We start from the raw sequence: 21,299 nt of genomic DNA, 5'->3' as shown, positions 1-21,299 counted from the left end.
TGTCGTAAAATTAAATGTTTCTGGCCAACTCGGCGGACATCCGATTGAGCAGGCGGTTATCGAGCTTGCAGAAGGTAATGGTGATAGCCAGCATCAGATGCAGTGCGGCAGGCAGTAGTGTTTCAAACAGCCGGATGCCGGTCAGCGAGGCTGACGTTTGATGGTCAACACCGGCATGATAGGAAACCAGAATAAACACCAGAGCGATGATCCCGGCACTGGAAGCCCAGGCCAGTTTGATGAAAAAAAGATTGAAGGCGAAGTTCATGCCCGAAGAGCGGATACCATTTTTCCAATATCCATAGTCGTCAGCAAACGCCATGATGGAGAAGTGCAGCGGCAGCGTGAAGCCAAGGATCACACAGTGTACAAAGATGATACCGAGCCACAGTGACTGACACTGTTCGCCCACCGGCACAAACCACATCAGCAGCGAGAACACCGCCAGCACGAGGTTAGTCAGCATGTACAGGCGCACAGTGTCGATAAACTTGGTCAATTGATTGACGATCACCGCGCCAAGAATCGACGCCAGCGTCACCATGCCAAAAAACATCGAGGCATATCCGGCTCCTCCCTTCAACACATAGGTGATGAAATACATATAGCCGCCTCCGCGTAGATTAAACACATTGATCAGCAGGAAGGACATCAGCAACACCAGTAGCAACTGATCATTTTTCAACATACCGCGAATATGCTCACGCACGCTGAACTGGCCGAGCATAGACAGCGGCAGACGTTCACGTACGGTAAAAAAGCACCACAGGAACATCACGACGGCGACCGCACACAATAGCCCCACACCCTGTTGATAACCGAGCGCGACGTTACCATCGCCAAAATATTCCACCAGCCACGGCAACCCTACCGACACCAAGAACCCGGCAACACCGCACAGTACAAAGCGCCACGCCTGACAGGAGATAACTTCACGGTGATCGGTGGTCATCGTGTTGATCAGTGCGCAGTACGGCACATTGATAGCGGTGTAAGATACGGAGAGCAAAAAGTAAGTGAAGAAGGCATAGGCAATTTTGGCATCGCCACTGAGGCCGGGTACGGTGAAGGTCAAAAAACCGATCATGCCAATAGGCAGGGCGATCCACAATTGCCATGGGCGAAAGCGTCCCCAGCGGCTTTGGGTACGGTCAGCCAAAATCCCCATCAGCGGATCGGAGATGGCATCGATAATACGCAGGGAAATAAATAGCGTGCCGACAATCGCCGGGGTCAGACCAAAAATATCGGTATAAAAAAAGGTCAAAAAATTGGCAATCAGGCAAGTAATAATTGTGCCACCAGCATCACCGAGTCCGTAACCTATTTTCTCGCTGACCGTTATTCGGCTATTCTTTTCTTTAATCTGCGCAGGGACAGTATCAATCGCAGTGGTTTGCATCATTTCCTCGCTCATATTTATACTTTTTATTCTCAGCAATAAGAAACAGAGAGCCATAATATAAATAATCATGGCATCAGGACGTTTTTAAATAATAAGGTACATACCTAATCTGACATGACAGCAAAAGGACAACAAGTGGTGAATCAAGTAGTAAAAAGGGATAATTCCGACCTGCATCTGGTTTTGTGAAGCGGATCAAATCTTGCACAGCCCAGTCAATGTCGGGAACGCGACTCTGCTAGCCTAAAGCCTGTACACACCCGTCTTCCATTACCGGAGTGCAGAATGAAATGCTTTCTATTTCCGTAAGTTATCCGCTACGCGTGCAAAATGGTGGCCTGTTTATCTCTCGCGGCATCGGCACACATCCGACCCGCACATTGACTTCTTTTGAACTGATCTATGTCGTACGTGGGTCGCTCTCATTAGAGGAAGAAAATATCCGTTTTGATTTGCAAGCCGGTGAAAGTCTGATTCTATTTCCCGATAGAAAACATCAGGGCATCGGCGTATTTGACGCACAATTAAAATTCTATTGGCTGCACTTTGATATTTTACAGCATCAGCAAAAAGATCCTTCTTTACAGCTGAATATTCCACAGCACTGTAAAGTTAGCGATGCTGAGAGAATATTGGCGTTATTCAGATTATTTTTAAATGAGCAGCAGCGCAGTGCGCAAAGCCCTTCGCTGGAACTGTTTTTGTTATTGTTATTACAGGAAGTCGGGCAGGCGCCCGTCGGAGTTCCCGAACCGGGTGGTCCTGGCGTGGCGCTGGCATATAAAGCACGGCAGTTGATTGCTACGCGTTATCACCAACCGCTGGGTACCGCTGAACTGGCGACACTACTCCACTGTAATGCGGACTACCTTGGTCGCGTTTTTCGCTCTACCTTTAACCTCACGCTCACCGATGCCTTGCACCAGCAGCGCGTTTCGGCAGCAGAAAACCTACTGCTGACCGATAGCGATAGTCTGGCGGAGGTGGCACGGCGAACAGGTTTTAATGATGTGGCTTATTTCCGGCGGATATTCAGGAAACGAGTCGGGATGACACCGGCTGCTTATAAAAAAAGATACTGCCGTGAACACATTAATTCTGACTAAGCACTCATCGGATCTGTTATGAACAATGAGGTAACAATCTCAAAATTCTGAGGAAAGTCATGATACTATTGGGCTATTCAAGCTGCTGAAAATGTCAATTTACCTATGACTAAATCCTACGAATTTCTCAATAATATGCCGGTAAATCAGCAGATCTACCGGGCCTTGCGTCAGGACATCGTCACCTGTGAGATCCCGCCGGGAACGCTGCTGTCCGAGAAAGAAATTTCGTCACGCTTTAACGTCTCGCGCCAGCCGGTACGTGAAGCCTTTATTAAACTGGCGGAAGCGGGTCTGGTACAAGTTTTACCCCAGCGAGGAACCTTCGTGATGAAGATTTCCGCCAAACGTGTGGCCGATGGCCGTTTCATCCGTGAAGCGGTGGAAACAGCGGTGGTGCGCCGCGCGGCCATGGTAGCGACGCCCAATGACCTGGCACTGTTAGAACATAATCTGCAGCGCCAGCGGCTGGCAGCAAAAAGCCAACAGACGCAGGAATTTCTGCTGCTCGACGACGAATTTCACCGCACGATCGCGCAAGTCATTGACTGCCGCCTGGCGTGGGAAACCGTCGAGCACATCAAGGCCACTATGGATCGCGTACGCTTCCTCACCCTGAGCAAGGTCTCGCCGCCAGAAAATTTGATCGAGCAACACGACAACATTTTTGCGGCGCTGAAAGCCCATGATCCGGACGCCGCCGAGCGCGCCATCCGCATTCATCTGCAAGAGATGATCTCGACCATCACACCTATCGCCGAGCAAAATAGCGACTGGTTCGAGGCCGAATAACCGCTGGGCTGTCATGCCCCTATGCGGTTCGGGCTGTACAGGCGTTTTACAGCAATAATCTATATAAAAATGCGGTTTATGTTAGCCGTGACATAAATATGTATAACAACTTAAGCTAAGCTGTAAACCATGTGCTTTCTATGGAATTTCTGTTATGTCCTCTGCTGCGCCTTTAACACCCGATACGTTGAAAAAATGCTATTACAGTGCTGAAGAAACCCTTTCCCTCGGCCTGCTGGATGTAGAAAAAATTGAACAGATCGCCCGTGATTTGGATATTGCCGAGAGTGAAAAAGAGCATTATGTCACCGGCTGGATGGGACAAAACAGCGTGGTTCTGGTACGTAATTATCAGGAAAAACGCGGCACCTCCAATGGGCTGGTGATGTCACGCGGGCAGCGTTACAAACTCAGCGTCCAGGCGATAAAATTCCGTATTCCAAAGTTTCTATTGTGGGTAACTTTTCGCCGCAGGCCCCGCACTATGTCAGTGGTCGGTTATACCAAACTGGGTGAACAGGCCAGCGGTTTACAACAATTCCACAATATCCTCGATGACGAACTTAAACTTCAGTTGGAAAATGACTGGCGGGAGTTGAATGACTATCTCGGCATGGCCTGCTGGCAGATGGAAAATAATCAGCCGCTATGGCGCACTTTACAGCGGGAGATCACACCGCAAGCCTTATGGTTCATGGCTGACAGCAACTGGTTCAACGGTAAGAAGTTGCAAAAAGATGGCGACTGCGAAGGACTGTGGGCGCACAACCGTTTTGTTGGCCGCCGTACCGGCGAACATGCCGCCTTGATGATCTCCTGGCGCGATGAAGAGAATGACGACATCGCCAGCTATTTCTTCGAGCGCGTTTCCGCCACGCAGATCAGGTTGTCAATGCGTCCCCGCAAAGAGGACAAATTCTACCCACTCAACCCGTTCGATGCGCGGCATTTACAGAACGCGCTGGCCCTGTTCCAGCAGGCAGCATCAGAATTATGTCATGAGAAGATTCGCGCCTGATGAGGATGTAGGTTTCCCTTTCAGGTTCAACGGGAAGGGGTCTTTGGCTTACCACCATGCGTGAAAATGGTGTACCGGCCCGATGCCGTGCCCTACCTCCAGCGAGTCGGCCTGTATCAGCGCCTGTTGCAAATACTCTTTGGCAGCATGTACGGTGTCAGGCCAGTTATCGTGGCGTGGACGCAGTGCCGCCAGCGCTGCCGACAGCGTACAGCCGGTGCCGTGAGTGTGGCGGGTATTGACACGCGGTGCGCTAAAACGCTGGCGGAAATCGTGCATAAACAGCCAGTCTGGGCTTTCATCGTTGTCGTCCGCCTGCAAATGTCCGCCCTTCATCAATACGGCTTCACACCCCATTGCCAGCAGCGCTTCGCCCTGCTCCCGCATCGCCAATTCGTTATGTGCCATGTCGCATTGCAGCAACGCAGCAGCTTCCGGCAGGTTGGGTGTGATCATCGACACCTGCGGCAGTAATAATCGTCGCAGCGCCTCTACGGCATCCGGTTGTAATAACGGATCGCCACTTTTTGCCAGCATCACGGTATCAAGCACCACAAAAGGTGGTGCATAGTGCCGCAGTCGCTCCGCGACCACGTGGACGATCGCCGAATTCGCCAGCATGCCGATTTTGGCACTATCAATGCGCACATCACTCAGAACCGAATCCAACTGGGCCGCCACAAATGCCGGTTTAATGCTGTACATCGACTGCACGCCGCAGGTATTTTGCGCAACCAGTGCAGTGACCACGCTGGTGCCGTAGGCGCCAAGCGCGGAGAAGGTTTTGAGATCGGCCTGAATACCCGCACCGCCGCTTGGGTCGGTACCGGCAATGGTCAGCGCATTAATGCGTTTCATGACCGTGTCTCCTGATCCAGCATCTTTGCCGCCGATAAGATTAGGAAGACGCCCTTACCACAGCAGGAATCGCTAATGCCGCTGAGTACACGGATTTTAGAAGCATCGCCACGAATAGCAGCATGACGAAGGTTTTGCACAGCACCGGCAGCACGTGCGCCGGAAAAATCGGTAGGTTGGATAGTCATATGTCTCCCCACCGGCGCTCAAGAAGGCGGTATCGGGAGAGATACCTGACTTCCCTACGCTGGCATAATCCAGATCAGGTAATACGGGTCAGTTCTCAGCCCTTTCTTTTGCAAGTAGGGCACCCCGAGTCAAGGAAGCATTATTGGTGGGCGCTGCAGGAAGATCAACCTACAATCATCCTAAGACAGGAATAACGGAGAGTAACCCCTTGCAAATTCGCCCTTATCAGGAAGCCGACCGCCCCTTTTTGCGCACACTCTATCTGGCGTCGCGCAAAGATACCTGGACATGGATGAACACGGAAAATTTACAGCTGGAAGATTTTGACCGCGCGACGCTTGGCGAAACGGTGATCGTGGCCGTTCGCGACGCGAAGCTAATCGGTTTTGCGTCAATATTCACACAGGAGAATTTTCTGCATAACCTGTTTGTCGATCCCGCAGTCAAAGGCACCGGCGCAGGCACCGCGCTGCTCCACGCGGCTGAAGCGATGTTTACCGGCACCGGCTCGCTGAAGTGCCTGATCAAAAGTGAAAAGTCTGTCGGATTTTATCTCGCCAAAGGCTGGAAGATTATCGCCGAGGGCGAAAGCCCCAAAGGGGATTACTATCTTTTTCATTTTTTAAAGCACTAGCCCCGGCGGATCTCACCATTACTAACGATCAGTAGGGGTCGATAATCCAGATAAATCTGTTAATCGGCCCTGTTGGCTTCCTCCTGTCGGTTAATGACTATACTTATCCTCAATGTTCAATAAACCGGAGGATTAACATGACCATTCATAAAAAAGGACAGGCACACTGGGAAGGCGACATTAAGAAAGGGAAAGGCACAATTTCTACCGAAAGCGGCGCGCTGGAAAAACAACCTTATGGTTTCAATACGCGCTTTGAAGGCAAACCGGGAACCAATCCGGAAGAACTGATTGGTGCTGCACATTCAGCTTGTTTTTCAATGGCGCTGTCCCTGATGCTCGGCGAAGCAGGTCATACCCCTGAAAGCATTGATACTGTCGCTGACGTGTCACTCGATAAAGTCGATGGTGGTTTTGCTATCACCAAAGTGGCGCTGCAAAGCACGGTGAAGCTACCCGGCATCGAGAAAGCAGCGTTTGATAAAATTATTCAGGCAGCCAAAGCGGGATGCCCGATTTCTAAATTACTTAAAGCAGAAATCACCCTCGATTATCAGCTTGAAAACTAAGCCAGCCTGACCTTTCAATATTTCCCGTAATAAATGATAAAGCCCTCTGCAAATGCTGGGGGCTTAGTCCATGGTGACTATCGGCCAGGCAGACGATTTAGGGCCAAATCACATTCTATTTCAACAGCAGAACAATGAGATCTAAATCACAAATTTCAATCAGTTAGCCACCGGTATAAACCGCTTAGCCAGCCCAATAACCGCTTATCCCTCTATATGACCGCTTAACCACTCTTTCACCCGCGAAGTAGGAAAAATCGCCATCATATATCCGGTATTTAAATGCGCCCATCTCTTATAAAAGTCTCATTCAACAATAAGGAGAGGGATATTTTTTGGCTATTCTGTTAACCGGGTCTCTTATGAATAAAAAAACACTATTCAAGCACATACCCTGGATGATCCTTGGGATCATCGGTGCTTGTTGTCTGGCAGTGGTTGCCCTGCGGCGGGGTGAAAGTATCAGTGCGCTGTGGATTGTTGTCGCATCGGTTTCGGTCTATTTGGTGGCCTACCGCTATTACAGCCTTTATATCGCGCAGAAGGTCATGAAGCTGGATCCTACGCGTGCGACACCGGCAGTGATCAACAATGATGGTCTGAACTACGTTCCAACTCACCGTAATGTACTGTTCGGGCACCATTTTGCTGCTATTGCCGGCGCGGGTCCGTTGGTGGGTCCCGTGCTTGCTGCACAGATGGGCTACCTGCCCGGCGTGCTGTGGCTGCTGGCTGGCGTAGTGATTGCCGGGGCAGTGCAGGACTTTATGGTGTTGTTTATCTCGTCCCGCCGTAACGGCGCCTCTCTGGGTGAGATGATCAAAGAAGAGATGGGGCCCATTCCGGGGACCATTGCTTTGTTCGGCTGTTTCCTGATCATGATTATTATTCTGGCTGTGCTGGCATTAATCGTGGTGAAAGCACTGGCGGAAAGCCCATGGGGCGTATTTACCGTCTGTTCGACCGTGCCCATTGCGTTGTTCATGGGTATTTACATGCGCTTTATTCGCCCCGGACAGGTATTCGAAATCTCAGTCATTGGAGTGGTACTGCTGGTCGCCTCCATTTGGTTCGGCGGTGTGATTGCCAGCGACCCTTACTGGGGCCCGGCGCTGACCTTCAAAGATACCACGATTACCTTTACCCTGATTGGCTATGCCTTTGTCTCTGCACTGTTGCCGGTGTGGCTGATTCTGGCCCCGCGCGACTATCTGGCCACCTTCCTGAAAATCGGGGTGATTGTCGGCCTGGCTATCGGCATTGTGATCCTGAATCCTGTACTGAAAATGCCCGCCATCACCCAGTACATCGACGGCACGGGTCCGCTGTGGAAAGGTGCACTATTTCCGTTCCTGTTTATTACCATTGCCTGCGGTGCGGTTTCCGGCTTCCACGCCCTTATCGCCTCCGGCACGACGCCTAAGCTGCTGGCCTGTGAAACTGACGCACGCTTTATCGGTTACGGCGCGATGCTGATGGAATCCTTTGTGGCCGTGATGGCACTGGTAGCAGCCTCAATCATCGAACCGGGTCTCTACTTCGCCATGAACACACCACCAGCCGCCCTTGGCTTTACCATGCCAAACCTGCATGAATTGAGCGGTGGTAACGCGCCGATGATCATGGCGCAGTTGAAGGATGTGACCGCTCATGCAGCCGCTACCGTCAGTTCCTGGGGTTTTGTGATTTCCCCTGAACAAATCATGCAAACGGCTAAAGACATTGGTGAACCTTCCGTGCTGAACCGCGCCGGTGGCGCACCGACGCTGGCGGTAGGCCTCGCTCATGTATTCCACAAGATTTTACCGGTGGCGGATATGGGGTTCTGGTATCACTTCGGTATTCTGTTTGAAGCACTGTTTATCCTGACCGCGCTGGATGCCGGTACCCGCTCGGGGCGCTTTATGCTGCAGGATCTGCTGGGTAACTTTATTCCGTTCCTGAAAAAGACCGATTCACTGGTCGCCGGGGTGGTCGGTACCGCGGGTTGTGTCGGACTGTGGGGCTACCTGTTGTATCAGGGCGTGGTCGATCCGCTGGGCGGCGTGAAAAGCCTGTGGCCACTGTTCGGGATCTCCAACCAGATGCTGGCGACGGTGGCGCTGGTACTGGCGACAGTAGTGCTGGTGAAGATGAAGCGCACCCAATATGTCTGGGTCACCATCGTTCCTGCCGTTTGGCTGTTGATTTGCACCAGCTGGGCGCTGGGGCTGAAATTGTTCAGCAGCAATCCGCAGCTGGAAGGCTTCTTCTACATGGCGAGCCAGTATAAAGAGCGCATTAAGACCGGCGGTGCCGAGCTAACAGCTCAGCAGATCGGCAATATGAATCATATTGTGGTTAACAATTACACCAACGCCGGTCTGAGCATTCTGTTCCTGTTTGTGGTGTACAGTATTCTTTATTACGGTATTCGGTCTTGCATTCAGGCAAGCAAAACCGACGCACGTACGGACAAAGAAACACCTTATATTGCAGTGCCCAAAGAAGGGGTGAAACTTTCTTCAGGCCACTGATAACGTTGTCTCATAGCCCCGCCACTGCGGGGCTTTCTTCCCGGTCGCCGGCGATTTCAGCTGGCAATCGGGAGATCCGATAAGGAGCCGCGTATGTTTGACAATTTAGGCGCTGCTAAAAAATACCTCGGTCAGGCGGCGCGCATGCTGGTCGGTATTCCCGACTACGATACTTACGTCCTGCACATGCAAACCAATCATCCGGATACCCCGGCGATGACCTACGAAGAATTTTTCCGCGAACGTCAGCAGGCTCGCTACGGCGGCGACGGTAAAGGCGGGATGCGCTGTTGTTAACAGGAATGATGTTATGACACCTATTGCGGTAACCGTACTAACCGGTTTTCTGGGCGCAGGAAAAACCACTTTGCTGCGTCAGATGCTGCACCACCAGCACGACTATAAAATTGCCGTCATTGAGAATGAGTTTGGTGAAACTGCTATCGATAGCCAGCTGATTGGCGATCGTGCTACCCGCATTACGACGCTGACCAACGGCTGCATCTGCTGTACCCGCTCACGCGAGCTGGAAGACGCATTACTGGATCTGCTCGATAGTCTGGATAAAGGCGAGGTACAGTTTGACCGGCTGGTCATTGAGTGCACCGGCATGGCAGACCCCGGACCGATCCTGCAGGCATTCTTCTCCCATGAGATTATCTGTCAGCGCTATCTGCTGGACGGCGTCATTACGCTGGTCGATGCGGTACATGCTGCACAGCAGCTGGATAAGTTCCCCCTTGCCCAGTCGCAAATTGGCTATGCCGATCGTATTTTACTGACCAAAACCGATGTGGCCGGTGACAGTAGCGCGCTGACGGAGCGCCTGCAGCGCATCAACGCCCGCGCGCCCGTTTACCCGGTAGTGAACGGCAATATCGATTTGGCACTGCTGTTTGATACACGCGGATTTATGCTTGAAGAGGCGGTAGTGGTCGCTAAGCCCCGCTTCCAGCGTATCACGCAGCCGGAGAACAGCATTTCGTCCATTGTGGTGGAATTTGGTTACCCGGTGGCGCTGCCCGCAGTGTCTGCGGTGATGGAGAATCTGTTGTCCAGTTTTGCTGATAATTTGCTGCGGTATAAAGGCATGCTGTGGATTGAAGATCAGCCGTGCCGTTTACTGTTTCAGGGGGTTCAGCGGTTATACAGTGCTGACTGGGACCGACCCTGGCAACCCGATGAAATACCGGTAAGTACGCTGGTGTTTATCGGTATCGCGTTGCCGGAAGCAGAGATCCGCGCGGCCTTCGCCGGGCTGAAACAGAGTTGACTGACGGTGGGGATCACAGCCCCACCGCCTCTTTCAGCGCTTTCAAATAGCGGCGGCTGACCGGCACGGTTTGCCCGTCGCGCAGTAACAGCTCGGCCTGACTGTTATCTCCCAGACGGATCTCTTTCAAATAATCCATATTAACCAGATACTGCCGGTGGCAACGCATCAAGGGTGTGCGGCTCTCCAGCGTGCGCAGGGTCAGTTCAGTAAACCCCTCTTTACCATCCTGACTGGTCACGTAGACGCCGCTCATCCGGCTGCTCACGTAGGCCACTTCTTCGATCTGTAACAGACGGATACGGCTGTGGCCGCTACAGGGTATGAATTTCAGTGATTGCAGGGTTTCCGACATGGGCGGGATGTCCTGCACCTGCTGTTTCTGCCGCAGCCTCGCCAGCGTTTTTTGCAGCCGCAACGGTTCAATCGGTTTAAGCAGATAGTCGAATGCGCACTCTTCAAAGGCCTGTACCGCGTACTCATCAAAAGCAGTAAGAAATACAATATGCGGACGGTGCCGGTTATCGAGCATCCCGACCATCTCCAGCCCACTTATGCGCGGCATCTGAATGTCGAGGAACAGCACATCGGGGCGAAGTTTATGCACCGCACCGATCGCTTCAATGGCGTTGGCACATTCGCCGACAATGTCAATATCGTCCTCATCCTGTAGCTGTATACGCAAATTCTCACGCGCCAGCGGTTCATCATCAACAATCAGCACTCTTAACATGCGGGTTCCTCTATCGGCAGGCGCACTGTGACACGGGTGAAACGGTCCATTTCGCAATCAACCGTCACACCGTAGCTGTCGCCAAAACGTGCGCGCAGACGTTTATCCACCAGGCTCATGCCCAGTCCATTACTGTCGATTTTTGGCTGGTACAGTCCGGCATTGTCCTCCACCTCCACGATGACGTGGTGCCCGTCACTGCGGGCGCGGATAGTGATGACGCCGTTACCCAACAGCTGCGAGGTGCCGTGCTTAATCGCATTTTCCACAATCGGCTGCAGGATGAAGGCGGGCAAGCGCTGAGTCGCCAATGTGTCAGGGATCTGGAACTCAACGTTCAGCTGCGACTGAAAGCGTGCCAGTTCGATCTGCAAATAAGCGTTTACGTGCTCAATCTCGTTAGCCAGCGTGACAATCTCAGAGGAGCGTTTCAGGTTTTTGCGGAAAAATGTCGACAGATACTGCACCAGTTGCCCGGCTTTATCACTGTCGTGGCGGATCACTGCCATCAGCGTATTCAGCGCATTGAATAAGAAATGCGGATTTACCTGCGCTTGCAGCAACTTGATCTCCGACTGCGCCAGCAGCGCCTTCTGCTGCTCATATTTACCGGCCAGGATCTGTGCTGACAGTAGCTGAGCAATTCCCTCGCCCAGCGTACGGTTGATCGAGCTAAACAGGCGGTTGCGTGCTTCATACAGTTTTATAGTGCCGATGACCCGTTGATTTTCACCGCGCAAGGGGATCACCAGCGTTGATCCGAGCTTGCAGCCGGAATGTAGCGAACAACGGTAAGGCAATTCGTTGCCATCGGCGTACACCACTTCGTCGTTCTCAATGGCCCGCAGTGTATAGACGGAAGAGATGGGTTTGCCGGGCAGGTGGTGGTCATCGCCGACGCCGGTAAACGCCAGCAGTTTCTCCCGGTCGGTGATCGCCACGGCGCTAATATCCAGCTCATTATGGAGCACCTGCGCCACTTTCATGCTGTTCTCTTCGTTAAAACCCTGGCGCAGGATCCCTTCGGTGGAGGCGGCCACTTTTAACGCGGTGGCGGAAAAGGCCGACGTGTATTTCTCAAACATGGCCCGTTTATCCAGCAGAATACGCATAAACATCGCAGCGCCCAGGGTATTGGTCACCATCATCGGCGCTGCGATGCTGCTCACCAGATGTAGCGCATCCTGAAATGGCCGGGTGATCAGCAGGATAATCAGCATCTGCAGCAGCTCGGCGATCAGCGTGGTGACGCCGGCGGTCAGCGGGCTAAACAATTTATCGGTACGGCCGCGTTTAATCAGAATGCTGTGGATCAGGCCACCGAGCAGCCCTTCCGTGATGGTGGATACCATACAGCTGAGGGCGGTCATCCCGCCCAGTGAATAGCGGTGTAATCCTCCGGTCAGTCCCACCAGCCCACCCACTATGGGTCCGCCGAGCAGCCCACCCATCACCGCGCCGATAGCACGTGTGTTGGCGATAGAGTCGTCAATATGCAGGCCCAGATAGGTACCCAAAATGCAGAAAACGGAGAAGGTGATATAGCACAGCAGTTTATGCGGCAAGCGCACGGTGACCTGCATCAGCGGGATAAACAGGCGAGTTTTACTCATCAGCCAGGCAATAACCAGAAAGACACACATTTGCTGTAAAAGCAGTAAAACCAACTTGAACTCGTACATGCCCGGACATCCACAACCTATGAGGCGGACAACCTAACGCGATTAACAAAAAATTTCTTAGGCACAGGCCAAAAAAACGAGATCGGTTTCTCAATTTTTTTGCTGCATAAAGCGGCCTGCGGGGTATTGCGCCCAATATCAGAGTGCATCAGCAATTAACGCACGCAACCACTGGTGCGCAGGGTCCCGGTGAGAGCGTTCGTGCCACACCATAAACATCTCAAAACCGGGGATAGCCAGCGGCGGTTCAGCCATTTGTAACGCCGGGTTTCCGCGTACCAGACGCTCGGGAAGCATGGCGACCAGATCGGTGCTCATCAGCACCTGGATCACGAATAGAAAATGCGGTACCGAAAGCACTACGCGCCGCGACAAGCCGACTTCCGCCAGCGCGCTATCCGTGATGCCATGAAAGCCCCCACCATCCGGGGAAACAATCACGTGTTCCAGTGCGCAAAACGCCTTTGTCGTTACCACGCCGGTTGCCTGCGGATGTCCTTTCCGGCTCACCAGCACATAGCGTTCGGCGAAAAGTAATCTGCTGTGAAGGCCGTTCATCACGGCTTCGCCGGTATGAAATGCCAGATCCAGCTCTCCCCGCTCCATTTTTCGCACAATCCGTACTGGCGACGTCTCAAAGATTGCCAACCGCGCCGAAGGCGCCGCCGCGCGTAGCGCCTGCAAGGCGGGTAAAACAATGGTCGATTCGCCGTAGTCTGCCGCCCCTAAGTTCCACGTATTGGCCGCCGTTGAAGGATCAAAAACGTCGCCGGTATTAATAGCCTGTTCCAGTGCGGCAAGGGCCTGTCGCAGCGGTTCACGTAATTCATCTGCACGTGCCGTTGGCTGCATTCCGCGCGGCCCCGGAAGCAATAGCGGGTCGCCAAAAAAATCCCGCAATTTAGCCAGCTGGACGCTAACAGAAGGCTGCGACAGGTTCCGCCGCTGCGCAGTCCGTGTGACATTGTGCTCTGCCAGCAGGACATCCAGCGTCAGCAGCAGATTGAGATCAAGTTGTTTGAAATTATGCATGACTATACCTGGTATATTTTTAATTCATTTTAACTATACCTGACAACGCCCTACTCTGCGTCTAACCACCTTACGGAGAGTCAGTCATGAATGTTTTAATCGTCTATGCCCATCCCGAACCTCATTCCCTGAACGGTTCACTGAAAGATTTTGCCATCACACATTTGCAGGCGGCCGGCCACACTGTGCAGGTTTCCGATTTGTATGCCATGCAATGGAAAGCGTCGCTGGATGCAAGCGACAATCAGGCCCCTTCGTCTGACATCCCGTTCCACCCTTCGAAGGATTCGCAGCGCGCTTACCAAAATGGTACGCAATCCAATGATATTGCTGCTGAACAGGAGAAACTGCGTTGGGCCGATACGGTGATTTTTCAGTTTCCGCTGTGGTGGTTCTCTATGCCCGCCATCATGAAAGGCTGGGTAGAACGCGTTTATGCCTACGGATTTGCTTACGGCGTGGGTGAGCACTCGGATACTCACTGGGGAGATCGCTACGGAGAAGGCGCGATGGCGGGCAAACGCGCCATGCTGATGGTCACGACAGGCGGTTGGGAACCGCACTACAGTGCCCGCGGGATTAACGGTCCGATCGACGATCTGCTGTTTCCGATCCACCACGGGATCTTACATTATCCAGGTTTCGAGGTTCTTCCGCCGCTGGTGTATTACCGGACCGGCCGCGTTGATGATGCGCGCTTTAAGCAAATCCGCGACGAACTGGCCCAACGCCTCGATACATTACAAAGCACCGAGCCCCTGCCCTTCCGTCAGCAAAACGGCGGCGATTACGAGATCCCGTCACTGACGCTAAAACCTGAAATTACGCCGAAAAAAATCGGCTTTGCGGCGCATCTTAAATAAGAATCAGCAAGGTATCGAAGTAGGAAAAACGCCAGTGGATCTTGCGATTCCGCTGGCGTTTTTTAGTATTATTTATATTTGCCAGTGTCAGCAAATGCCGTAGAAACAACCTACGGGGCAGACCTTCCAGCGAGACTTGATAATCTTGTTTTATCTACCCTATGCAGTGAGTTATCTTTATCTTCCGACGCCAGAGATCGATACCCGCTACCGCTTCACTCTCGACAGCAAGACCTATTCTTCTTGAGGCCAACGTTAGATATGAATTCAAATACCAACAAACCTCTTCCTGCCAGCGAAATCCCGCCATTGGTTTGGCCAGAATTTGCCGATGACAAAACACGGCTGGACTGGTGGCGTACCTGCGTCCAGGCCTATCTCGCACTATGGGAAAACCCTGCGCCCCTCACCCCGGTCACCGCCAAAGAATTAGAAGCTCTCGGGCAGCGTCTGAGCTGCTCCATTCCCCCGTTACTTCGCACCTATCACGAGCAAATTGGCACTCTGAACCTGGCCGAAACGTTGTGCAGTGTGACGCCCGCGAAATACGCCAGCATCGAACCGCTACGCGACGCCTATCCCGGAATTACTGACATTCTTGAAGATGCCCCCGACGCTGACCAGCAATGGGCGCGGGTCAACCCATTGATCGTCTTCGGCGACTATCTGGGCAACGGCAACTTATGGTGCTTTCACCGGGAAACGGGCGAGGTCTGGTACTTCGATCACGACTGTTCGCCCATGCTCACGCAAATCTTCACCGACGTGGGCCAGTACCTCGACACACTGATGTTCAAGTGCCTGCTCGAAGCCCATGGCGAGGAGGAAAATGAAGACCTGCTGCGCGAGCGACTGGGCGATGCCGTGGTGGAAAAATGGATGTATTGAGGTGACATCTGAAATAAGCGTCAGAAAGGAATCGAAGCATAAAAAGCGCCAGTGGAATGTTTCAATGCCGCTGGCGTTTTTTGAACCCAGTTTTAGATGACCTATCGCTGGGTTGATTTTTTATTGTTAAGGGACTATTTGGCCTGCCATTTATCTTTCTGATAGCGCGAGGACCAGATATCTTCGGGCCGTTTACCTAAAGCTTCGGCAATCAACCGCTCACCTTTCGGCCAGGGCCGCGACAGTGCATTAGACAACGTTGATGATGCCAATCCTGATTTTCTGGACAAGGCTGCCAACGTTGTCCCCCGTTTTTTTAAACCCGCGATAATGTCAGCGGGATGCCAGTCGGTTTGTTTCATACTTATCTCCACATTACTAAGTGATTAGGTTCATCTGTATAGATAAGTATCAACTTCAGCTAGCTATCAGGCCACGGACGATGAGTCACATTTGGAGAAATTTTTTGGTTATTGCTATGAAAAAGCGTTCGAACCCTTCGCCAACAAGAGTTTGAAAAACAGAATTCTTAAATTAAGGACTTCTAGTAGAGTGGGGCAATTTTTGTTGAACACTTCAAAACCCTTAGCATCCGTGCGTTAGGCATTTTATTTAGATTCATAAAGTATGATGAGTTGTCGCTCAATCTAACGGTCAACTCAGAGCGAGAAGCGGATATACATCGGTGGCTGAATTCACCTACTTCCACTCTTTTTTGAGAAGCGCGTAGATAAAGGTATCATCGTATCTTTCTTCACTACCATCCTGTATGAACGATACAAATTCTTTAAAACAGCCCTCCTGCCGCATATGGAGGCGAGCACAAAGCTTTTGAGAGGCTAAATTGTAGTCTTCGACGTAAGCATAGAGGCGTCGCGCTTCTTTTTGAGAAAACAAATATTGAAACAATGCAGTAACGGACTCCGTAGCATAACCCTGACCTTCGTAACGCTGGTTAAAGTGCCATCCCACTGACCAGGTGTTCCTATCCGGCTCTTCACTGTTATCTGCAAAAAGATGACCAATCAATCCATCAGTCTCTTTTATGCATACAGCTAGCTGGCTGGTATCACGGGCTCTTCTATCAACCTCTTTTATTGCATCTTCCAGTGAATTGAGTTTCTCGTCCTGAAAACAAGGTGTGCGGGGTGAAGACAGGTAATCGAAAAGTGCAGAGGCGTCTTTCTGTTTGAATGCGCGAATAATGAGTCGCGGTGTAGTAGTTAAAATCATTAAGACCTCAAATTATCTGGCAGGCGTTTATGCATTCTAATTAATATCGATCTCTGACATGACTCCAAATTTTACTTGACCATATTTTTACTCACCCTGATGTTAGCAACCCCCGATTCTGGCACGAAGCGATCAGGTTGAAGGACCACAAGGTCTGCTATGAGCTGTGGGTTAAACCGATGGATGCAACACACTGATTGAACCGCTCTGCGGGTGATTCATAGTCTAGCGTTTTTCCTGGCCTCTCATTGAGCTGTCTGGCAACACTGTTTAGCCTTTGCTGGGGCTTTGTTGAATAAATCGAACTTTTGACCGCAATCAGGATCAGATCACCACATCCCTGACCCTCTGGCGGTATCCCATGGCAAAACAAAAGTTCAAAATCACCAACTGGAACGCCTACAACAAGGCGCTCATCAATCGGGGCTCGCTGACATTCTGGCTTGATGAGTCGGCCATTCAGGCCTGGTACGACGAACCCAAAACGTCTTCGCGGGGCCGTCCGCAACGTTATTCTGATATGTCTATTACCACCGTACTGATGCTCAAACGCGTCTTTCACCTCACACTGCGCGCCGCTCAGGGATTCATTGATTCCATTTCACCTTAATGAAGCTCCCGCTCCGTTCCCTGGAGTATTCCTGCGTCAGCAGACGAGCTAAGTCCGTCTGCATCCCTTCCAAAAAATCCACGCGCGGTGAAATTGCCCACCTGGTTAACGACTAAGTTTCTTATTCGATAAAGGGATCTCGCGGCGTTATTTATCCTGGATAAGGTTTTGAAGGGGTTGGTTTGGGGAACGGAAGTTTTTGTACGTTAAGAGCATTATTTAATCAATTGGGACAGCTAATTGATTGATCTTGAGTTGCTGGTTATTTATTTTAAGTTATCGCGCGTTCGGTGTTTCATTTAGGCAATATCATTGCACCAAAATATCACCGATTAGCCGTGTCACGCGGGAGTACACCTTACTTGCGATATGTAGGCTGTTCGAAAAACAGGCCTACAGTAAATATTGTCCGAATCCCAAACGCACTCCTTCTTTGGCGGTCGCCGCCGGTAAAAGACGGTGGCAGACAGGCTGCCACCTTGCGATTACTTGTGTTTCCAACGGGTGGACACCGGGTTGGTCACGGTGTTTTTTTCCTGCGTGTAAGTCCCGTTCTGCTGGGCAATGGCTTCGCCGGTATCAACAATCGCGTTCTGAATAAACACGTTCTGCTTGTCGCCACGAACAAAGGTTAACTGGTGGAAAGCCGTTTTATTGCCCCAGTCTGTGGAAGGCAGCGAGATAAAGCGCACAGTGAAGGTTTCATCATCAAACTTACCCTGCATCACGTAAACGCCGTAGTGGTTTTCGCCCTGCGAGATGATTTTATAGGTGCCGTTGTCGTAGTAATAAATTTCGGCATCGGGAAAGGGTTTTTTGTCGTACATTTTGCGATAGTGCAGTACCTGCTTGATGGTTGGCTGGCCGAAGCTGACGGTCAGGTTTTTACCATCCGGCGAGGTGGTCAGCCCTTCTGCCTGCGCGGTCACGCCACTCATTAACATCAACAGACTTGCCGTTGCCGTTGCGATTGCTTTCACGTGATTCTCCTGGTCTGGTTCTATGGATAAGATGCGTCAACGTACTGAGACTGCACCCGAAATGTACACTGGCGTAACTATTTATCAGAGTGGTAATTTTTACGGTAATTAGTTTTCGGAAGAGTCCGATTCGGGAAGCGTCCGCAGAATCACAGGGTAGGATTCAGTACCATTCTGACCTGCGGCGCGCAGGCGCAGGTTGGCATTTTTTACTTAATAATCAGGCCAGCTGCTAAGCTCAGCATATGGATAAACAACTCGTACAGGGCAGCCTGACGGCTGCAAATTGAAAACACCCGCAGAACGTTTTAACAAGTGTGTTGCATCCATCGGTTGAACTCACAGCGAAAAGCGAACGTTTTACTAGGAAAGAAACGGCATGGAAGTGTCGAGATTACGCGTGACGATTCAACAGCTGCGGATATCGCAGTATCCATTAGAAAAACTTCAGGCAGATCCTAAATTTTATCGTTTGCAGCCCGATGTCGAATGCATCAAATTAAGCGCGTACATCCCTTTTAAGCGCGTACATCCCTTCAACGTTTAATTATGGAAGATAGACAGATGCATAAAAACCTTTCCTGTGTACTGCTGCTCGTCGCGTCAGGTTCCGCGTTTGCAACGATTCAAACGGAAGAAAAACTAAGTGGAATCGTTGATAATGTCGTTATTCCTTTGATGAAAGAACAGGCCATTCCTGGCATGGCGGTGGCAGTTATCTATCAGGGAAAACCTTACTACTTTACTTGGGGAATGGCAGACGTCGCAGGCAAACAGCCCGTTACGCAGCAGACCTTATTCGAGCTCGGCTCCGTGAGTAAAACCTTCACAGGGGTACTGGGTGGCGATGCCATTGCTCGTGGTGAAACTAAACTTAGCGATCCTGTGAGTAAATACTGGCCCGCGCTTTCTGGGAAGCAATGGGAAGGGATTAGTTTGCTGAATTTGGCAACCTATACCGCCGGTGGCTTGCCGCTCCAGGTGCCGGATAATGTTACCGATGAGGCGTCATTACAGAATTACTATGAAACCTGGCAGCCGCAGTGGACAACGGGGACAAAACGTCTTTATTCGAACGCCAGTATTGGGTTGTTTGGCAAACTGGCAGTTAAATCTTCAGGCATGAGCTTTGAACAGGCGATGAGCAAACGCGTGTTCCAGCCATTGAAGCTAACGCATACCTGGATACATGTTCCACAACGTGAAGAAAAACACTATGCGTGGGGCTATCGCAATGGGAAAGCCGTTCACGTTTCTCCGGGTATGCTGGATGCTGAATCCTACGGCGTTAAATCTTCAATAGAAGATATGGCAAGTTGGGTGCGGGCCAATATGGTGCCTTCTGAAGTAAAAGAGGCTTCGTTGCAAAAGGGGATTTTGCTTGCTCAGTCACGGTATTTTCAAGTGGATGACATGTATCAGGGGCTGGGCTGGGAGATGCTGAACTGGCCGATGAAAGCAACGATCGCGGTCGACGGTAGCAATAATAAAGTCGCACTCGCACCACTAAGTGCAGCAGAAATTAATCCGCCAATGCCAGCCTTAAAAGCCTCATGGGTACATAAAACTGGCTCAACCGGCGGATTTGGAAGCTACGTGGCTTTCATTCCCGAGAAGAATCTCGGTATCGTGATGCTGGCGAACAAAAGTTATCCCAATCCTGCACGTGTCGAAGCAGCTTACCGCATTCTTGAAGCTTTACAGTAAATAGCATGGCCCGCCTCTGGCATATAGCAGCCTACTGAGAAACGTCGTCGGCTAAGAGCGAGAAGCGGAAGTGGCGCCTGGAAAATAAATACGGGGCAGCATCGACTCGAAAGTGTCTGCTCTACTCGTGGCAATTCAAACTGCCGATGAGCCTCACCTTCTCAAAGCATCGATCGCAGTCAGAGTAAGAGTCAGCACTGATTTTACGCTGGTTTGAATTCGACCAATGATGGCTGCCCGAGGCCCGAATCGCCATGCATCACCGCTGTAAAATGCTTCCTGTGACGACTTTAAATGCTCAAGATCATCGTAGGTACGGATCAGGTAGTAAGAATCCTCATCGTGTATGGAATTTCCAAAGGAAACGACATCTATTCCAGCATCACGATGGAGAGGCACACTTTGCTCAACCATGATTTTATGAAAATCATGTCCTGTTCCTGGCTTTAATGTGTACTGCAATAGCTCAACTATTTTCATCGTTCTCATTCCTGCAGTTGATACCCTTGGACTTGCCATAGCATGGCATCCGCATAGCAAATCGAGAGAATACCGCCCACGGGAGCTCCGTAAAATCAGTTATTTTGGTATAGATCCCAGCGATTTCCGTAGAGGTCCTCAAACACCACGACCACTCCGTACTCTTCCTGCCGCGGCTCCTCGCAAAAGTGAACGCCCGTGGCCTTCATCGCATTATAGTCTCGCCAGAAATCGTCTGTTTGGAGGAAAAGGAAAACCCGCCCGCCGCACTGATTACCGACAAACGCTTCTTGTCTGTCGTTTGAGGCACGCGCCAACAGAAGATTACAGTCGCTTTCTGGGTTCGGTGTCACCACCACCCAACGTTTCCCTGGCTGCGGGGTATCTTCGACCAGCGTAAAACCGAGTTTTTCTGTGTAGTACTTGATCGCCCGATCGTAATCGTCGACGACGATAGCTATATACCCCATGCATCTTTTCTGCGTTCTCAAAATCCACTCCGTCTATTTTCGGATCTGCCAATCACTCGAATTTACCATACCATCAACTATGAATGTCCGCTTCTGACACCGTTCGGATCTCTGTCGGTTATGAGCGAGGAGCAGACATGACACTCTCGGGATAGTTTGGAAACAGTGTTGCCCCATCACCCGTTTTGGGCTGATGCTTTCCTTAGCAGGATGCTTTATGTTGGTCACACTCATCCTGCAGGGTATAACCATGATAACAGT

22 protein-coding genes, 1 pseudogene and 1 riboswitch are annotated in these 21,299 nt (G+C 51.2%); of the genes and pseudogenes, 12 read left to right on the top strand and 11 right to left on the bottom strand.

The window, feature by feature from the left end:
- Positions 1-10: 10 nt before the first annotated feature.
- On the bottom strand, positions 11-1,402 hold the full coding sequence (locus tag ACMV8I_RS00115; RefSeq protein ID WP_498864675.1) for an MFS transporter: 1,392 nt from the start codon (positions 1,400-1,402) through the stop codon (positions 11-13).
- Between the two features lie 293 nt (positions 1,403-1,695).
- On the opposite strand from ACMV8I_RS00115, the gene ACMV8I_RS00110 reads away from it, so the two are divergent.
- The 3 genes from ACMV8I_RS00110 (at position 1,696) to ACMV8I_RS00100 (ending at position 4,321) form a co-directional block, all read left to right on the top strand.
- On the top strand, positions 1,696-2,511 hold the full coding sequence (locus tag ACMV8I_RS00110; RefSeq protein WP_498863223.1) for a cupin domain-containing protein: 816 nt from the start codon (positions 1,696-1,698) through the stop codon (positions 2,509-2,511).
- A 105-nt stretch (positions 2,512-2,616) separates the two neighbouring features.
- Positions 2,617-3,303, top strand: coding sequence for a GntR family transcriptional regulator (locus ACMV8I_RS00105; RefSeq protein WP_188469478.1), 687 nt, complete (start codon positions 2,617-2,619; stop codon positions 3,301-3,303).
- A 154-nt stretch (positions 3,304-3,457) separates the two neighbouring features.
- Complete coding sequence (locus ACMV8I_RS00100) at positions 3,458-4,321, top strand: hypothetical protein (RefSeq protein ID WP_498863222.1); 864 nt, start codon at positions 3,458-3,460, stop codon at positions 4,319-4,321.
- A 48-nt stretch (positions 4,322-4,369) separates the two neighbouring features.
- Here ACMV8I_RS00100 and thiD read toward each other — a convergent pair whose 3' ends face one another.
- Complete coding sequence (gene thiD, locus ACMV8I_RS00095) at positions 4,370-5,179, bottom strand: bifunctional hydroxymethylpyrimidine kinase/phosphomethylpyrimidine kinase (protein ID WP_498863221.1); 810 nt, start codon at positions 5,177-5,179, stop codon at positions 4,370-4,372.
- A complete protein-coding gene (locus tag ACMV8I_RS00090) occupies positions 5,176-5,367 on the bottom strand; it encodes a hypothetical protein (protein WP_498863220.1) in 192 nt (63 codons plus the stop codon). Before ACMV8I_RS00090 ends, thiD begins: the two co-directional genes overlap by 4 nt.
- Positions 5,368-5,401: 34 nt before the next feature.
- Positions 5,402-5,504, bottom strand: a riboswitch (TPP riboswitch).
- A gap of 72 nt (positions 5,505-5,576) precedes the next feature.
- Between ACMV8I_RS00090 and ACMV8I_RS00085 the strand changes: the two genes are divergently transcribed.
- From ACMV8I_RS00085 to yjiA, 5 genes are all read left to right on the top strand, one after another.
- Positions 5,577-6,002, top strand: coding sequence for a GNAT family N-acetyltransferase (locus tag ACMV8I_RS00085; protein ID WP_498863219.1), 426 nt, complete (start codon positions 5,577-5,579; stop codon positions 6,000-6,002).
- A gap of 137 nt (positions 6,003-6,139) precedes the next feature.
- Positions 6,140-6,571: an OsmC family protein gene (locus tag ACMV8I_RS00080; RefSeq protein ID WP_498863218.1), complete on the top strand. Its 432-nt coding sequence runs from the start codon at positions 6,140-6,142 to the stop codon at positions 6,569-6,571.
- Positions 6,572-6,933: 362 nt separating this feature from the next.
- A complete protein-coding gene (locus ACMV8I_RS00075; RefSeq protein WP_498863217.1) occupies positions 6,934-9,087 on the top strand; it encodes a carbon starvation CstA family protein in 2,154 nt (717 codons plus the stop codon).
- 93 nt (positions 9,088-9,180) lie between these two features.
- Positions 9,181-9,384, top strand: coding sequence for a YbdD/YjiX family protein (locus tag ACMV8I_RS00070; RefSeq protein ID WP_129953656.1), 204 nt, complete (start codon positions 9,181-9,183; stop codon positions 9,382-9,384).
- A 13-nt stretch (positions 9,385-9,397) separates the two neighbouring features.
- Positions 9,398-10,360 (top strand): GTPase, encoded by a 963-nt coding sequence (gene yjiA, locus ACMV8I_RS00065; protein ID WP_498863216.1) that lies wholly within the window; start codon positions 9,398-9,400, stop codon positions 10,358-10,360.
- 13 nt (positions 10,361-10,373) lie between these two features.
- On the opposite strand, the gene btsR is transcribed toward yjiA, so the two are convergent.
- The 3 genes from btsR to ACMV8I_RS00050 form a co-directional block, all read right to left on the bottom strand.
- Complete coding sequence (gene btsR, locus ACMV8I_RS00060; protein ID WP_498863215.1) at positions 10,374-11,093, bottom strand: two-component system response regulator BtsR; 720 nt, start codon at positions 11,091-11,093, stop codon at positions 10,374-10,376.
- Positions 11,087-12,775 carry a LytS/YhcK type 5TM receptor domain-containing protein gene (locus ACMV8I_RS00055; RefSeq protein ID WP_498863214.1) on the bottom strand — a complete coding sequence of 563 codons (1,689 nt, stop codon included), beginning with the start codon at positions 12,773-12,775 and terminating at the stop codon, positions 11,087-11,089. Before ACMV8I_RS00055 ends, btsR begins: the two co-directional genes overlap by 7 nt.
- Positions 12,776-12,913: 138 nt before the next feature.
- Positions 12,914-13,807 carry a LysR family transcriptional regulator gene (locus ACMV8I_RS00050; RefSeq protein WP_498863213.1) on the bottom strand — a complete coding sequence of 298 codons (894 nt, stop codon included), beginning with the start codon at positions 13,805-13,807 and terminating at the stop codon, positions 12,914-12,916.
- A gap of 86 nt (positions 13,808-13,893) precedes the next feature.
- On the opposite strand from ACMV8I_RS00050, the gene ACMV8I_RS00045 reads away from it, so the two are divergent.
- Positions 13,894-14,670, top strand: a complete 777-nt coding sequence (locus tag ACMV8I_RS00045; protein ID WP_498863212.1) for an NAD(P)H-dependent oxidoreductase — start codon at positions 13,894-13,896, stop codon at positions 14,668-14,670.
- A 261-nt stretch (positions 14,671-14,931) separates the two neighbouring features.
- Positions 14,932-15,558 carry an SMI1/KNR4 family protein gene (locus ACMV8I_RS00040; RefSeq protein WP_498863211.1) on the top strand — a complete coding sequence of 209 codons (627 nt, stop codon included), beginning with the start codon at positions 14,932-14,934 and terminating at the stop codon, positions 15,556-15,558.
- 134 nt (positions 15,559-15,692) lie between these two features.
- Here ACMV8I_RS00040 and ACMV8I_RS00035 read toward each other — a convergent pair whose 3' ends face one another.
- Both ACMV8I_RS00035 and ACMV8I_RS00030 read right to left on the bottom strand, forming a co-directional pair.
- On the bottom strand, positions 15,693-15,920 hold the full coding sequence (locus ACMV8I_RS00035; RefSeq protein WP_498863210.1) for a helix-turn-helix domain-containing protein: 228 nt from the start codon (positions 15,918-15,920) through the stop codon (positions 15,693-15,695).
- 337 nt (positions 15,921-16,257) lie between these two features.
- Positions 16,258-16,791, bottom strand: coding sequence for a GNAT family N-acetyltransferase (locus tag ACMV8I_RS00030; RefSeq protein WP_498863209.1), 534 nt, complete (start codon positions 16,789-16,791; stop codon positions 16,258-16,260).
- Positions 16,792-17,152: 361 nt separating this feature from the next.
- Here ACMV8I_RS00030 and ACMV8I_RS00025 point away from each other — a divergent pair.
- Positions 17,153-17,514: pseudogene (locus tag ACMV8I_RS00025) on the top strand (transposase); the annotation flags it as partial.
- A 372-nt stretch (positions 17,515-17,886) separates the two neighbouring features.
- Here ACMV8I_RS00025 and ACMV8I_RS00020 read toward each other — a convergent pair.
- A complete protein-coding gene (locus ACMV8I_RS00020; RefSeq protein ID WP_498863208.1) occupies positions 17,887-18,381 on the bottom strand; it encodes a hypothetical protein in 495 nt (164 codons plus the stop codon).
- Positions 18,382-18,945: 564 nt separating this feature from the next.
- Here ACMV8I_RS00020 and ampC point away from each other — a divergent pair.
- Positions 18,946-20,088: a CMY2/MIR/ACT/EC family class C beta-lactamase gene (ampC, locus tag ACMV8I_RS00015; RefSeq protein ID WP_498863207.1), complete on the top strand. Its 1,143-nt coding sequence runs from the start codon at positions 18,946-18,948 to the stop codon at positions 20,086-20,088.
- Between the two features lie 153 nt (positions 20,089-20,241).
- On the opposite strand, the gene ACMV8I_RS00010 is transcribed toward ampC, so the two are convergent.
- Positions 20,242-20,568, bottom strand: coding sequence for an NIPSNAP family protein (locus tag ACMV8I_RS00010; protein ID WP_498863206.1), 327 nt, complete (start codon positions 20,566-20,568; stop codon positions 20,242-20,244).
- 95 nt (positions 20,569-20,663) lie between these two features.
- Positions 20,664-21,059, bottom strand: coding sequence for a VOC family protein (locus ACMV8I_RS00005; protein ID WP_498863205.1), 396 nt, complete (start codon positions 21,057-21,059; stop codon positions 20,664-20,666).
- Positions 21,060-21,299 lie beyond the last annotated feature (240 nt).

Origin of the sequence: Ewingella sp. S1.OA.A_B6, assembly GCF_049889095.1 — a bacterium.
Taxonomy (GTDB): Bacteria; Pseudomonadota; Gammaproteobacteria; order Enterobacterales; family Enterobacteriaceae; genus Ewingella.
The sequence above is the reverse complement of the archived record's forward strand: the minus strand, read 5'-3'. Positions and strand labels throughout refer to the sequence as shown.

What these genes read in the sequence shown, in the direction of transcription:
- ACMV8I_RS00115 (WP_498864675.1), bottom strand. Translation starts at nt 1,402, where the DNA reads ATGCAAACCACTGCGATTGATACTGTCCCTGCGCAGATTAAAGAAAAG.
- ACMV8I_RS00110 (WP_498863223.1), top strand. Translation starts at nt 1,696, where the DNA reads ATGCTTTCTATTTCCGTAAGTTATCCGCTACGCGTGCAAAATGGTGGC.
- ACMV8I_RS00105 (WP_188469478.1), top strand. Translation starts at nt 2,617, where the DNA reads ATGACTAAATCCTACGAATTTCTCAATAATATGCCGGTAAATCAGCAG.
- ACMV8I_RS00100 (WP_498863222.1), top strand. Translation starts at nt 3,458, where the DNA reads ATGTCCTCTGCTGCGCCTTTAACACCCGATACGTTGAAAAAATGCTAT.
- thiD (WP_498863221.1), bottom strand. Translation starts at nt 5,179, where the DNA reads ATGAAACGCATTAATGCGCTGACCATTGCCGGTACCGACCCAAGCGGC.
- ACMV8I_RS00090 (WP_498863220.1), bottom strand. Translation starts at nt 5,367, where the DNA reads ATGACTATCCAACCTACCGATTTTTCCGGCGCACGTGCTGCCGGTGCT.
- ACMV8I_RS00080 (WP_498863218.1), top strand. Translation starts at nt 6,140, where the DNA reads ATGACCATTCATAAAAAAGGACAGGCACACTGGGAAGGCGACATTAAG.
- ACMV8I_RS00075 (WP_498863217.1), top strand. Translation starts at nt 6,934, where the DNA reads ATGAATAAAAAAACACTATTCAAGCACATACCCTGGATGATCCTTGGG.
- ACMV8I_RS00070 (WP_129953656.1), top strand. Translation starts at nt 9,181, where the DNA reads ATGTTTGACAATTTAGGCGCTGCTAAAAAATACCTCGGTCAGGCGGCG.
- yjiA (WP_498863216.1), top strand. Translation starts at nt 9,398, where the DNA reads ATGACACCTATTGCGGTAACCGTACTAACCGGTTTTCTGGGCGCAGGA.
- btsR (WP_498863215.1), bottom strand. Translation starts at nt 11,093, where the DNA reads ATGTTAAGAGTGCTGATTGTTGATGATGAACCGCTGGCGCGTGAGAAT.
- ACMV8I_RS00055 (WP_498863214.1), bottom strand. Translation starts at nt 12,775, where the DNA reads ATGTACGAGTTCAAGTTGGTTTTACTGCTTTTACAGCAAATGTGTGTC.
- ACMV8I_RS00050 (WP_498863213.1), bottom strand. Translation starts at nt 13,807, where the DNA reads ATGCATAATTTCAAACAACTTGATCTCAATCTGCTGCTGACGCTGGAT.
- ACMV8I_RS00045 (WP_498863212.1), top strand. Translation starts at nt 13,894, where the DNA reads ATGAATGTTTTAATCGTCTATGCCCATCCCGAACCTCATTCCCTGAAC.
- ACMV8I_RS00040 (WP_498863211.1), top strand. Translation starts at nt 14,932, where the DNA reads ATGAATTCAAATACCAACAAACCTCTTCCTGCCAGCGAAATCCCGCCA.
- ACMV8I_RS00035 (WP_498863210.1), bottom strand. Translation starts at nt 15,920, where the DNA reads ATGAAACAAACCGACTGGCATCCCGCTGACATTATCGCGGGTTTAAAA.
- ACMV8I_RS00030 (WP_498863209.1), bottom strand. Translation starts at nt 16,791, where the DNA reads ATGATTTTAACTACTACACCGCGACTCATTATTCGCGCATTCAAACAG.
- ampC (WP_498863207.1), top strand. Translation starts at nt 18,946, where the DNA reads ATGCATAAAAACCTTTCCTGTGTACTGCTGCTCGTCGCGTCAGGTTCC.
- ACMV8I_RS00010 (WP_498863206.1), bottom strand. Translation starts at nt 20,568, where the DNA reads ATGAAAATAGTTGAGCTATTGCAGTACACATTAAAGCCAGGAACAGGA.